This is a genomic window from Ralstonia pickettii (assembly GCF_030582395.1).
Taxonomy (GTDB): domain Bacteria; phylum Pseudomonadota; class Gammaproteobacteria; order Burkholderiales; family Burkholderiaceae; genus Ralstonia; species Ralstonia pickettii_D.
In genome coordinates, this window is record NZ_CP104381.1 from 211,988 (window position 1) to 224,521 (window position 12,534).

The window sequence follows — 12,534 nt, forward strand, 5'->3', positions numbered from 1 at the left end:
GAGACCCCCAATGCAGCGACCGAAGTGGCGGCACGCAGGCGTACTGGCTGGGCTGGCTTTGCTGTCTTCCGCCGCACTGGCGGACATCCGCGTCGGGGTCACGGTGTCGGCCACCGGGCCACAGGCCTCGCTGGGGCAGCCCGAGAAGAACGCCACGACGCTGTGGCCAAGCGAGATTGGCGGCGAAAAAGTCGACGTGATCGCGCTTGACGATGCGTCGGACACCACGCGCGCCGTTACCAACACGCGCAAGCTGATGAGCGAGTCCAACGTTGACGTCATCGTTGGCTCTTCCACGACGCCGAATACGCTGGCGATGATCGACGCCGCGGCCGAAGGCAAGACGCCGGTGATCTCGCTGGCCTCATCCGCCCGGTTGGTCGAGCCGATGGATGCCAAGCGGCGCTGGATCTTCAAGACGCCGCATTCGGACTCGCACATGGCCTCGCTGATTGCCGAGCACGCCGCGGCGCACGGCGTGAAGACCATTGCTTACATCGGCTTTGCAAATGCACTCGGCGAGGCCTTCCTGACGGAGGTGCAGCGCTTTGCCGATCTCAAGCACATCCGTATTACCGATACCGAGCGTTTCTCGCCCACGGACAACAGCGTGACGGCGCAGGTGCTGCGTCTGCTCGCCAACAAGCCCGACGCGGTGGTGATTGGCGGTTCCGGAACGCCGGCCGCGCTGCCGGCTCGCGCGCTGGCGGAGCGGGGCTACACCGGCAAGATTTACTTCAACCACGGCGTATCCAACAACGATTTCGTCAGGCTATGCGGCAAGGACTGCGAAGGCGCCTACGTGCCGACCGGCCCCGTGATGGTTGCCGCCGAACTGGCTGATACCCACCCAGCCAAGAAGCAGGCATTGGATTTCGCGCGCCGCTACGAGGCCGCCTTTGGCAAGGGCAGCGTGTCGATCTTCGCGGCCTACACCGGCGACATCGGCTTGCTGTTGCAGCGTGCGGTGCCGGTGGCGCTCAAACGCGCCAAGCCTGGCACGCCGGCCTTTCGCGAGGCGCTGCGCGATGCACTGGAGCAGGTGCGCGATCTGCCTACCAGCACCGGCGTGGTGAACATGAGCCCGCAAGACCACGTTGGCCTGGACCAGCGTGCCCGCGTCATGGCGCAGATCCGCCGTGGCCAATGGCACCTGGCCGATGCCGCGAAGTGACGTGGGCGCACATCCCGCGTTGCATGCGCGATCTCATCCGCTATGCTTGATTCATTACCTCGGACGCCATGACCTCGCTCGCTCCCCGTTTTGCCCGCTACCAGGCGCTGACGCTCGTCCAGCACGGCCCCATCCTCGAAATCGTGATGGGTGCGGCGCAGTCGGCCAACCGCAAATTGTCCACGGCCGATGCCGGGCTGCACCGTGAGCTGGCGGAAATCTGGCGCGATGTTTCCGCCGAGCCCTCGGTGCGCGTTGCGCTCATCCGCGGTGAGGGCAAGGGCTTTTCGGCCGGCGGCGATCTGCACCTCGTCGAGCAGATGGCCGACGACTTCGAGGTGCGCACCCGTGTCTGGCACGAGGCACGCGACCTCGTCTACAACGTCATCAACTGCGACAAGCCCATTGTCAGCGCCATTCACGGCCCGGCCGTGGGCGCAGGGCTGGTAGCCGGATTGCTGGCCGATATTTCCATCGCCGCCAAGGATGCCCGCATCGTCGACGGCCACACGCGCCTGGGCGTGGCGGCGGGCGACCACGCGGCCATCGTCTGGCCGATGTTGTGCGGCATGGCCAAGGCCAAGTACTACTTGCTGCTGTGCGAATCCATGACGGGCGACGAGGCCGAGCGCATTGGGCTCGTCTCGCTGGCCGTACCCGAATCGGAACTCGTCAACCGCGCATTCGAGATCGCCGAGCGCCTGGCGGCGGGTTCGCAGACGGCCATCCGGTGGACCAAGTACGCGCTGAACAACTGGTTGCGCATGGCGGGCCCAAGTTTTGATACGTCGCTGGCGCTTGAATTCATGGGCTTCGCGGGCCCTGACGTGCGCGAGGGCATTGCGAGCCTGCGCCACAAGCGTCCGCCCACATTCGACGGTGCCTGATTGAAGATGAAGACCCGCAAGCGCGCCCGACCCCCGACCGATTTGTAGGAGACACCATGTTCACCCAGATGCCCAATTTCGCCGAAGGCGGTTTTGATTTCCTGCGCAAGCTGTGGGGCGGCGGCTTTGCCGGGATGGCCGGTGGCGGCATGCCCAGCATGGCGAGCTTCGCCGCGCCACCGATGGACCTCGAAGAAATCGACAAGCGTATCCACGACCTGCGCGCCGTGGAGAGCTGGCTGCAACTGAACGCCAGCCTGCTGCGCACGGCGATCCAGGGCCTGGAGGTGCAGCGCGCCACGCTGGTGGCCTTGCAGACGTTTGGCTCCGCGCTGTCGCCCGAGGCCATGAAGTCTGCGTTCGACGGCCTGGCGCCGGGCGCATCGTCATCCTCGTCATCCTCGTCGTCTTCAGATGAGGAATCCAAGCCCGCGTGGCCCCACACTGCCGCCACAGCCAAGCCGGCTAACGACGAACCGCCGCCCGAAGACGAAGACGAGGCAGAAGAAGCCACCGACGACGTTCAGGCTGAAGCCCGCGTCGCGAATGCCCAGGCCCAGGCCGCTGCGCAGGCAGCCGCCCGCGCCGCCGCCGCCGCGCTGGACCCGTCCCCGTGGTGGAACATGCTCCAGCAGCAGTTCAACCAGATCGCCAGCTCCGCAGCGGCTGCCATGCCAATGCCGCAGAACCTGATGCCGGGTTTCCCGGGCGGCTTTCCGGGCTTTGCCGGGGCACCGGGCGCGGAAGGGCTCGATGCGGCGCCGGAAGACATCGAAGCGCCGACAGCGCCGGCCGGGCCGAAGCGCGCTGCCGCCAAGGCGACCCCGAAGCCGGCCGCCAAGGCGCCTGCAGGCAAGACGGCCAAGCCCGCCGCCAAGAAGGCGGCAGCCAAGAAAGCGCCTGCGAAATCTGCGCCGCGCAAGCCCACCAACGACACGCCCTGATCGATGTCGATCGACTGCACTGCGCTCTTGATGATGGGCGGCGGCGCGCGTGCCGCCTATCAGGTGGGTGTACTGCGCGGCATCGCAGGTTTGGCGCGCGAATATGCGCCGGGTGTGACACGCACGCCGTTCGACGTCATTTGCGGGACATCGGCGGGCGCGATCAATAGTCTGGGCCTTGCACGCGGCGCGCAGGACTTCACGCTCGCCACCGAGGCGCTTACCCAGCTCTGGGGCACCCTGCATGCCGATCGCGTCTATCGCACCGACGTCGGCCGCGTCGGCTCCAGCGGCGCGCGCTGGCTGACTGCGCTGGCGTTCGGCTGGATGACCGGCCACACGCCGCGCGCGCTGTTCGACAACACCCCGCTGCGCGAACTGCTGGAGTCGCAACACGACGGCCAGCAGGTGCAGGCCGCATTCGACGCCGGGGCGCTGCGCGCGTTGGCCATCACCGCGTTGTCATACACCACCGGTCGCCACGTCACGTTCTATCAATCGCCGCATGTCGTGCTGCCGTGGCGGCGTTCGCAGCGGATTGCCGTGGCAGACCAGATCGGCGTGTCGCACATGCTGGCGTCGTCGAGCATCCCGTTTGTCTTCCCGGCCGAGCCGGTGCCGCTCGAAGGGAACGACGAATGGTTCGGCGACGGCACGATGCGGCAGATGTCGCCGTTAAGCCCCGCCATCCATCTGGGCGCGAATCGCATTCTGGTGGTGGGCGCGGCATCTCGCACGCAACCCGGCTGGTACGACACGGTGCCCGCGTCGGGCTACCCGTCGCTCGCGCAGATTGCTGGGCAGGCGCTGGCGAGCATCTTTCTTGATGGGCTGTCGGCTGACATCGAACGGCTGCAGCATGTCAACGCCATGGTGGCGCGCAACCCCGAGATCGCCGACGCGCGCGATGGCTGGCGCAAGATCGAAGTGCTGGTGATGGCGCCGTCCGAGCGCATCGAACTGATTGCCTCCCGCCACGTGCAACGCCTGCCTGGCACGGTGCGGGCGCTGCTCAAGCCGCTGGGCGGCACCGAGGCGCGCGGCGCGGCATTCGCCAGCTATCTGCTTTTTGAGCCGGAGTTCACGCAGGAACTGATCGACCTGGGTGAGCGCGATGTGCAGGCCCGCCGCGACGAGTTGGCGGCGTTCCTGTACGGCGCGATTCCGGACACGATGCGTGCAGCGTGATCAGCGTGATCAGCGTGAGGACTGTGTCAACGGTTCAGCCAGCAGCGCATCGATACGCTTGATGAGCGCCGGGTCGCTCGGTTCGACGCTGCTCGGGAATACCGCGGCCACGCGGCCGGTGCGGTCGAGCAGGTACTTGTGGAAATTCCATTTGGGCGGCTGGCCTGTCTGCGTCGCGAGCCACGCATACAGCGGCGACGCACCCGCGCCCACCACGGCCGTCTTCGAGAACATCGGGAATTTCACGCCGTACGTGTTGTAGCAAAAATCGGCGATCTGCTTGCTGTTGCCGGGTTCCTGCTGAAAGTCGTTGGACGGGAAGCCCAGCACCGTCAGGCCCTTGTCACGGTACTTTGCATACAGCGCTTCGAGCCCTTCGTATTGATGCGTGTAGCCGCAATAGCTGGCGGTATTGACCACCAGCACGACGCGGCCGGCGTACTGACACAGGTCCTGCGGCGCATCGTCCTGCAGGCGCTTGACGCGAAAGTTCAGGCTCGCAGGACAGGCGCCCGCGGCGACCGGCCCTTGCGCGGTCGGCGCGACACCAGCCGCGGCGGCATGCCCCGTGCGGGGCAGCAGCAATGCAATGACGGCAATGGCAATCGCGATGATGATCATCAGCACATGGTGCCGACGCAGCGCACCTGCGGCGCGCAATTGCAGGCGCGGGCGCGCGGAAACGGTGGCGGGAAACAACATGGGGAATCTCCAAAAGCGGACGCTCAGCCGGCGAACCGGAATTTGTCTTCAGTCTAGGGTATAACGCCCCGAAGTCGCACCGGGTGGAATGTGCGGTATGCGTTGCGTGTCATTCGCCGCACGAATTGCAACGCTTCCTATACTGAAACCTCGCCGGGCGTAGTCCGGTCCGACACAAAAGACGACAGCCCACGTGCTGCCGATCACATCGCGGCCTACCGCGAGACAGCGCGCGGCGGCATCGCGCGTGAGGGGGTCGCCGGACCACGTTGCACCAGTGGCACCGGCAGGCCTGTTGTGACGAGGAAACGGGCAGACCAGGAACTTTGCTCCGGCAACCATGAAAAACGGGGGCTGGTCAAGCAGGTCTGCTAGAATCCGCCTGCAAATTCAAAGGCTTACCATGCTCTATCCCGAATTGTTCAAGTCGTTGGAAGCGGTCCGCTGGAATATGGAAAAGGATATTCCGTGGGACACGTTCGATGCGTCGCTGCTGACCGACGCGCAAGCGCAGACCATCAAGATGAATGCCATCACCGAGTGGTCAGCCCTGCCGGCCACCGAGATGTTCCTGCGTGACAATCGTCACGACTCCGATTTCTCGGCGTTCATGAGCGTGTGGTTCTTTGAAGAGCAGAAGCACTCGCTGGTGCTGATGGAATATCTGCGCCGCTTCCGCCCGGACCTCGTGCCGACCGAAGAAGAACTGCACAACGTGCGCTTCGAGTTCGATCCGGCCCCGCCGCTTGAAACGCTGATGCTGCACTTCTGCGGCGAAATCCGTCTGAACCATTGGTACCGCCGTGCCTCCGAATGGCACACCGAGCCGGTCATCAAGGCGATCTACAAGCATCTGTCGCAGGACGAAGCCCGCCATGGCGGCGCCTACCTGCGTTACATGAAGAAGTACCTCGGCCAGTTCGGCGACAGCGCGCGCAGCGCATTCGCCAAGATCGGCGTGCTGATGGCTTCGGCGCGCCGCACCGAGAAGCCGCTCCACCCGACCAACCTGCACGTGAACAAGGCGCTCTTCCCGCAAGACACGGTGCAGTCGCGCCTGCCGAACCCGGACTGGCTGGAGCACTGGCTGGACGAGCAGATCAAGTTCGACGCCGGTTGGGAAAAGAAGGTCATCGAGCGCATCCTGCACAACATGGGTCTGCTGTTCGAACGCACTTTTGAAACCGTGCAAGACCTGAACCGCTACCGCAAGGAACTGAACGCGCGTCTGCTCGGCTCGGCCGAACAAGCTGCCTGATCCTTGCCACTGGCAGTGAGCGGCCCATCGATTCGATGGGCCGTTTTGCTTTTCACTCCGACTTCGCTTTTTGCCATGACCGCTCGCCAGCCCGCGCCCACCTTTGAACAGAAGATCTGCGATGCCGCCGATGTGGAGGCCCGCGTGCGCGCCTTGCAGCGCCCGCTGGTCTTCACCAACGGGGTGTTCGACATCCTGCATCGCGGGCACGCCACGTATCTGGCGCAGGCGCGTGCGTTGGGCGCGTCGCTCGTGGTCGGCGTGAATACCGATGCCTCGGTGCGGATGCTGGGCAAGGGCGACGACCGCCCGCTCAACACTCAGGACGATCGCCTGGCCGTGCTGGCCGCCCTGGAAGCGGTGAGTCTGGTGGTGTTGTTTGCCGAGCGCACGCCGGTCGAACTCATCCAGCGCGTGCGTCCCGACATCTACGTGAAAGGTGGCGACTACGACATCGATGCGCTGGAAGAAACGCGTGTGGTGCGTAGCTGGGGTGGCAAGGCGCTGGCGATTCCGTTCGAGCACGACCGATCGACCACGGCGCTGCTCAAGCGCGTGCGCGCAACGTCCTGAGGCGTTAGCGCGATGCCGTGACCGCCGCGCACGCGTGCAGGTCTTCGGTGCCCAACGTTTTCTTCAGCGCGGCCAGTTGGGCTGCGACGCCCGAAGCCGCGTCGGCGGTGGCGGTCACGCGCAGCGACGTCTGCGAGCCAAGCCGGCGCGTTTGCGTGACCACGGCGGTGCGCACGTCCTTGGCGCGCAGCTCATCGAGGCGCTGCTGCGCGCGCTCCTTGTCGCGAAACAAGCCCAGCGATACCACGAACGTATTGCCTTCCTGCACGATGGCTGAATCCGCCACGTTGCGGCGCTTGAGCTCGGACACCTTGCGCTCGGCGTCGTCGCGCGTGTCGCGTGCCGGCATGTGGACCCACCACCGGTTGTCTTCCTGGCGCGTGAAGCGCTCGACCTGCACGCCCGCCACCTGCCTGAGCTGATCAATGCTGCGCGTGGCTTGTGCTTCGGTCAGGCCGCCCAGTTCGGTGCAGGTGCCGCCGTTTTCAGCAGCGGCAGCGGTGGTCAGGGCCGTAGGCTCGAGATTGGCTTGCGTGCCTGACGCGGCAGGCGAGGAGGCCTCCGGCGAGCCCGGCGCCGATTTGGGTACGGCGGCAGCCGGTGAAGAAACCGGTGCCGGCTCGAGAATACGGATCTCTTCGGTGCGGATCTGGCGCCGCATGCGCTCGGGTTCCCGGTCGCTCTCGAACCACGCCTTGGAGACTTCTGGTCCGAACACGCCGGTATTGGCCGCGAGCAGAACGCCGTTGACGAGCAACAGGAGCAGCAGGGCGAGGCGAAGCGTCATGGTGCGAACGGACGTGGATTCGGAAGGGGGTTCGGAATGCAGGAACACAGCAGCATCAACGGTCAAACGCCAAGCAACCACAGTCGCCCGGCGGGCTGAAACTAGGCCAGCGTCGCGGCGCCGTCCCGGCTTGCGCGCGCCAGCACCTGCAGGCCGAGCAGCACGAGATTATCGTGCATCTGGAACGGCATGCGCAGATGCGGTCCCAGCGCAGCGCGCGCGCCGCCGCTCAGCACGCAGCGGGCCGGCCCGGGATGTTGCTTCTGCAGCGCCATCCAGGTCTGTGCAATTGCGCCTGCCTGGGCGATGACGCAGCCCAGCGCGATCGCGTCCTGCGTATTGTCGGCCCAGGGCGGCGCGACGACGTCGCCCGCGCTCAGGTAGCTGACATCCACTTCGGGCAACTGCGCGGTGTTGCGCGACAGCGCGCGCATCATCAACGTAAGACCGGGCAGGATCAGGCCGCCGGCAAACAGGCCGTCGGGCGTGACGATGTCCAGCGTGGTGGCGGTGCCGGCTGTCACGAGCAGCAGGGCTGTGTCGGGCCACAGATGGCGCGCGCCGACCGCGCCGACCCATCGGTCCGTGCCGAGTTGCGTCGGATCGCGATACCCGTTGCGCAGGCCGGCCGTGGCGTTTTCCGATGCTGCAATGCGCACGCGTGCCCCATCAAACACGCGGGCGATGCGCGCGGTGAGCGCATCGCGCAGCGCCGGACCGGCAACCGCGCTGATCCACACCTCAGGCGGCGCAATGCCGGAGGCGTGGCAGTCCCGCCAGTCTTCCACCAGTTCCGCCAATTGATCATGCGCGCGGGCGCCGGCATGCTGCCACGGCGTGCCGCCTGGCTCCTCCGGCAAGGCGAGTTCGGCATCAGCACCACCGGCAATCCACGCCCACTTGATGCGTGTGTTTCCCGCGTCGATCAGCAACAGCGGACGGGCGGGCGCAGCGTGCGCGGCAGAAGCTTTCAGGCGCGTCATGGCTGGTCCGCCTCTGCGCTGCGCAAGGAGACCTCGCCGCTGTGCACCCACTGCACACGTCCGCCCGACTCAATCGCCAGGCGGCCCTGCGCGTCGATGCCATGCGCCACGCCTTCCAGCACCACGGTGCCGTCCTGCCACAGGCGCACGCGTTCGCCGGCAAAGGCATCGCGGGCGGCAAATGGCGCAACGAACGGCGCCAAGCCCTGCGTGCCGAAGCGCTGCAGATGTTCCCCCAGCGATGTGAGCAGCGCCGAGAACACGGCATTCGGCTCTGGCGCATCCACGAGTTCTTCCACGCCCGAGAGCCCGCGGCCCAGCGTGGATTCCAGCACGCGCGGCCGTTCCAGATTCAGGCCGATGCCGATGACGGCCCAGGTCTGACCCGCCTCCTTCCGCACGGTCTCGACGAGGATGCCGGCCAGCTTGCGCCCGGCGATCTGCACATCGTTGGGCCATTTCAGGGCGAGCGCGTGTCCGCTGCCGCCCCGCGCTTCCGCGTACCCGGCGACCGCGTCAGCCACGGCGACACCGACGGCCAGGCTCAGGCCGCCGAGCAGCGCGGGCTCCCCCGCAAAGGCGCAGGCGATGGAAAACGTCAGGCCGTGATCACCATCCCACGGGCGGCCCTGGCGGCCACGTCCTGCAGTCTGCCACTGGGCGGCCAGCACCTGGGCGCCCAGCAGCGGCGCCGTGCCGGCAGGAGCAGGCATCGCAGGGTTGGCAGGCCAGGCGGCATCACGCACGGCGGCCATCAGATCGGCGCTGGTCGAGCCGGTGGCCTCGACCACGTCGACAGGCCAGCCGGCGGCCGGGCCGGTGGGCTGGATACGCTCGCGCGCAAGGCGCCACCGCGCGGAGGGTTCTGCAAGAGACATAAAAAACGGGCGATCAGGTTCGCGCTAAGAATGGGCGCATTGTACGAGTGGCGCTGCAAACATGGGCGTGGCGCTTGCTTCAAGCGACGCAAAGGCCTCACAGTGTGGGAGCCAGTGTGACAGTGTTCGGCGGCGCGTTGGCTACAATTCGACCGATATCCGGCATCACCGCTTACGGAGAACCGTTTGATCACCTGCCGTACACCGCAGCTTGAAGTGCGCGTTGTCGATGGACGCTCCGTCGCCTTTCTCTCGGGCGACTGGACGACGATCGCCCTGGCCGAACGCGCCGGCGTGCGCAGCGCTCGCCAGCAGATCCGCGCCGGGCTGGACAACGCCAACGCGTGGTGCCTGACCGAAGTCGGTCGTATCGACCACTTTGGCGCGCAACTGCTGTGGCGCGCCTGGGGCAATCAATGGCCCCAACATCTGGATGCCCGGCCCGACCAGCGCCGCATGATTGACCGCGTTGCCAAGCTCGACCCCGGCGGCTGGAAGAAACGCCTGGCGCCGCGCATGAACCCGGTCACGATCCTCGGCGGGGGCATGCTGGATTTTTTCGATCACGCGCGCGATGGCATCGCCATGGTCGGGCAGCTCGTGTTCGACTTCGGCCGGTTCCTGCGCTCGCCGCATCGCGGGCCGTGGCGCGAAATCTCCGCCAACATCTACAGCACGGGCTACAAGGCGCTGGGCATCACCGCGCTGGTGGGTTTCCTGATCGGCATCGTGCTGAGCTACCTCTCGGCCAACCAGTTGCGGGTGTTCGGTGCCAGCATCTTCATCGTCAACATTTTGGGCATGGCCATCATCCGCGAGCTTGGGCCGGTGCTGGCGGCGATTCTGGTGGCGGGGCGTTCGGGCTCGGCCATCACGGCGCAGATCGGCGTGATGCGGGTGACCGAGGAGCTGGATGCGATGCGCGTGATGGGCATCTCGCACGGCTTCCGGCTGATCCTGCCCAAGGTGATTGCGCTGGCGATTGCCATGCCGCTGCTGGTGGCGTGGACCGATCTGCTCGCGCTGGCGGGCGGTATCCTGGCGGCCAGGTTCCAGCTCGATATCAGCCCGACGTATTTCATCACCTCGTTGCCTGATGTGGTGCCGGTAGCCAATCTGTGGCTCGGCATCGGCAAGGGCGTGGTGTTTGGCATGCTGATCGCGCTGGTGGCCTGCCACTTTGGCCTGCGCATCCAGCCCAACACGCAGAGCCTGGGCGAGGGCACAACGACGTCCGTCGTAGTATCGATCACCATCGTCATACTCGCCGACGCAGTGTTCGCCATCCTCTTCAAGGACATCGGGATATGACCCGGCCCCGTCATCCGCATCTCGAACACGCCGGGCCGGCTTCGGAAACCATCACGCCCGCGCGCGAACGCGTGATCGAGGTGCGCAGTGTCACCAAGCGCTACGGCAAGGTCACCGTGCTCGACAACATCAACCTGGACGTGTTTCGCGGCGAGGTGCTTTCCATCGTCGGCGGTTCGGGCAGCGGCAAGACGACGCTGTTGCGCCAGGTGGTGGGCCTGGAGAAGCCCACCTCGGGCACGATCCACATCTTTGGCGAAGAGCTGACCTGCCAGGTGGGCAACGAACTGCAGTCGATGCGCAACCGCTGGGGCATGCAGTTTCAGCACGGCGCGTTGTTCTCGGCGCTGTCCGTGATCGACAACGTGGCGTTGCCGATGCGCGAATTGCGCACACTGCCCGACGCGTTCATCCAGCGTGTGGCGATGCTCAAGCTGCAGATGGTGGGGCTCAAATCCACCGATGCCGACAAGATGCCGTCGGACCTGTCGGGCGGCATGATCAAGCGCGTGGCACTGGCACGGGCGCTGTCGCTGGAACCGGAGCTGGTGTTTCTGGACGAGCCGACCGCCGGTCTGGACCCGCGCGCATCGGACGATTACGTTGCTCTTATTCGCGAACTGCGCCAGGAACTGGGCCTGACCGTGGTGATGGTGACGCACGATCTCGACACCCTGGTGGCGCTATCCGACCGCATTGCCGTGCTGGCGGATCGCAAGGTGCTGGCGGCCAAGCCGCTGGAGCAGATCATTCAGATCGATCATCCCTTCATCAAGGAATATTTCCTCGGTGAGCGGGGCAAACGGGCCCTTATGGCGCTGGGCCCGCAGATGACGGAGGCGGTGGCTGCAGCCTCGCTTTCGACGCAGGAGGATTGATGGAAAACAAAGCCCACGCATTCCTGGCCGGGCTGTTTACGATCGGGCTGGCCATCTTCATGGGGCTGGCGGTCATGTGGTTCAACCGCGACCAGACCGTGCGCGTGCCCTACGAGGTGGTCACCCGCTCCACTGTCAACGGGCTGAACCCGCAGGCTTCCGTGAAATACCGCGGCTTGGACGTCGGCAAGGTCGACAGCATCCGCTTTGACGACAAGGTGCCCGGGCAGATCGTCGTGCGTGTGCTGGTCGACAAGGACGCGCCCATCACCACGACGACGTATGGGCGCCTGGCGTACCAGGGCGTGACGGGCCTCGCCTATGTGCAGCTCGACGACCGCGGTTTCGACAACAGCCAGCACGCGCCCAGTCCCGTGCGTCTGGCCACTTCCCAGAAGGATCCCGCGCGCATCCGCATGGATGCCGGCTTTCTGGACGAATTGGACAAGCGCGGCGACCAGATGCTGTCCAAGCTCGATCAGACGCTCAGCTCGCTGTCGATCATGTTCGACGACGAGCACCGCCAGCAGGTCACTGCGTCGCTGCAAGCGTTCCAGAAGACGATGGACGCCTACAGCACGCTCGCGCAGCAGGCTGAGCCGACCATGCGCCGCCTGCCGCAGATTGCTGACAACCTCGATTCCACGCTGGTGGCCACGCGCAAGCTCACGCAGTCGCTGTCCGATCCGAAGGGGCCGTTGATGACGACGCTTTCCGGTGCCGGCAGCGATCTGACGGCCGCAACGCAGTCGATGCAATCCGCAGCCAACGTGTTGACGTACGAAACGCTGCCGCAGCTCAATGGCTTTGCACGCGAGGCCCGCCAGGCCGTGCGCGGTTTCGACCATGCCGTGACCGACTTCAACGCCCGGCCGCAAAGCGTGCTGTTTGGCCCCGCACCCGGCGCGCCCGGCCCCGGTGAAACCGGCTTCACCGCGCCCGCCGCGCGCGCTTCGGCTCAGCCCTGAGGA

General features: G+C 66.0%; 13 protein-coding genes. 9 read left to right on the forward strand and 4 right to left on the reverse strand.

Annotated features, from left to right (window positions below; translation table 11 throughout):
* Positions 1 to 10: 10 nt before the first annotated feature.
* The 4 genes from N5B55_RS00940 (at position 11) to N5B55_RS00955 (ending at position 4,193) form a co-directional block, all read left to right on the forward strand.
* Positions 11 to 1,174 carry an ABC transporter substrate-binding protein gene (locus N5B55_RS00940; protein WP_304538866.1) on the forward strand — a complete coding sequence of 388 codons (1,164 nt, stop codon included), beginning with the start codon at positions 11 to 13 and terminating at the stop codon, positions 1,172 to 1,174.
* A gap of 68 nt (positions 1,175 to 1,242) precedes the next feature.
* Complete coding sequence (locus tag N5B55_RS00945) at positions 1,243 to 2,061, forward strand: enoyl-CoA hydratase/isomerase family protein (RefSeq protein WP_304538867.1); 819 nt, start codon at positions 1,243 to 1,245, stop codon at positions 2,059 to 2,061.
* 56 nt (positions 2,062 to 2,117) lie between these two features.
* Positions 2,118 to 3,005, forward strand: coding sequence for a PhaM family polyhydroxyalkanoate granule multifunctional regulatory protein (locus tag N5B55_RS00950; RefSeq protein WP_304538868.1), 888 nt, complete (start codon positions 2,118 to 2,120; stop codon positions 3,003 to 3,005).
* 9 nt (positions 3,006 to 3,014) lie between these two features.
* Positions 3,015 to 4,193: a patatin-like phospholipase family protein gene (locus tag N5B55_RS00955; protein ID WP_304539821.1), complete on the forward strand. Its 1,179-nt coding sequence runs from the start codon at positions 3,015 to 3,017 to the stop codon at positions 4,191 to 4,193.
* Between the two features lie 9 nt (positions 4,194 to 4,202).
* Here the strand turns inward: N5B55_RS00955 and N5B55_RS00960 are convergent, their stop codons facing one another.
* Positions 4,203 to 4,895, reverse strand: a complete 693-nt coding sequence (locus N5B55_RS00960) for a glutathione peroxidase (RefSeq protein ID WP_304538869.1) — start codon at positions 4,893 to 4,895, stop codon at positions 4,203 to 4,205.
* A 403-nt stretch (positions 4,896 to 5,298) separates the two neighbouring features.
* On the opposite strand from N5B55_RS00960, the gene N5B55_RS00965 reads away from it, so the two are divergent.
* Together N5B55_RS00965 and rfaE2 are read left to right on the forward strand one after the other, a co-directional pair.
* Positions 5,299 to 6,153, forward strand: coding sequence for a ferritin (locus N5B55_RS00965; protein ID WP_004633768.1), 855 nt, complete (start codon positions 5,299 to 5,301; stop codon positions 6,151 to 6,153).
* A gap of 75 nt (positions 6,154 to 6,228) precedes the next feature.
* Positions 6,229 to 6,726, forward strand: coding sequence for a D-glycero-beta-D-manno-heptose 1-phosphate adenylyltransferase (gene rfaE2 / locus N5B55_RS00970; protein ID WP_154206238.1), 498 nt, complete (start codon positions 6,229 to 6,231; stop codon positions 6,724 to 6,726).
* Positions 6,727 to 6,730: 4 nt separating this feature from the next.
* On the opposite strand, the gene N5B55_RS00975 is transcribed toward rfaE2, so the two are convergent.
* The 3 genes from N5B55_RS00975 to N5B55_RS00985 form a co-directional block, all read right to left on the reverse strand.
* Positions 6,731 to 7,513, reverse strand: a complete 783-nt coding sequence (locus tag N5B55_RS00975) for an SPOR domain-containing protein (RefSeq protein WP_304538870.1) — start codon at positions 7,511 to 7,513, stop codon at positions 6,731 to 6,733.
* A 101-nt stretch (positions 7,514 to 7,614) separates the two neighbouring features.
* Positions 7,615 to 8,496 (reverse strand): type III pantothenate kinase, encoded by an 882-nt coding sequence (locus N5B55_RS00980; protein WP_304538871.1) that lies wholly within the window; start codon positions 8,494 to 8,496, stop codon positions 7,615 to 7,617.
* Complete coding sequence (locus N5B55_RS00985) at positions 8,493 to 9,374, reverse strand: biotin--[acetyl-CoA-carboxylase] ligase (protein ID WP_304538872.1); 882 nt, start codon at positions 9,372 to 9,374, stop codon at positions 8,493 to 8,495. Before N5B55_RS00985 ends, N5B55_RS00980 begins: the two co-directional genes overlap by 4 nt.
* A 186-nt stretch (positions 9,375 to 9,560) precedes the next feature.
* On the opposite strand from N5B55_RS00985, the gene N5B55_RS00990 reads away from it, so the two are divergent.
* From N5B55_RS00990 to N5B55_RS01000, 3 genes are read left to right on the forward strand one after another with little or no spacing between them, the layout of a single operon-like run.
* Positions 9,561 to 10,685, forward strand: a complete 1,125-nt coding sequence (locus N5B55_RS00990; protein WP_065860258.1) for an MlaE family ABC transporter permease — start codon at positions 9,561 to 9,563, stop codon at positions 10,683 to 10,685.
* Entirely contained in the window at positions 10,682 to 11,563 is an 882-nt protein-coding gene (locus N5B55_RS00995) for an ABC transporter ATP-binding protein (protein ID WP_065860259.1), read from the forward strand. The genes N5B55_RS00990 and N5B55_RS00995 overlap by 4 nt, the downstream gene beginning before the upstream one ends.
* On the forward strand, positions 11,563 to 12,531 hold the full coding sequence (locus tag N5B55_RS01000) for an MlaD family protein (protein ID WP_065860260.1): 969 nt from the start codon (positions 11,563 to 11,565) through the stop codon (positions 12,529 to 12,531). The genes N5B55_RS00995 and N5B55_RS01000 overlap by 1 nt, the downstream gene beginning before the upstream one ends.
* Positions 12,532 to 12,534 lie beyond the last annotated feature (3 nt).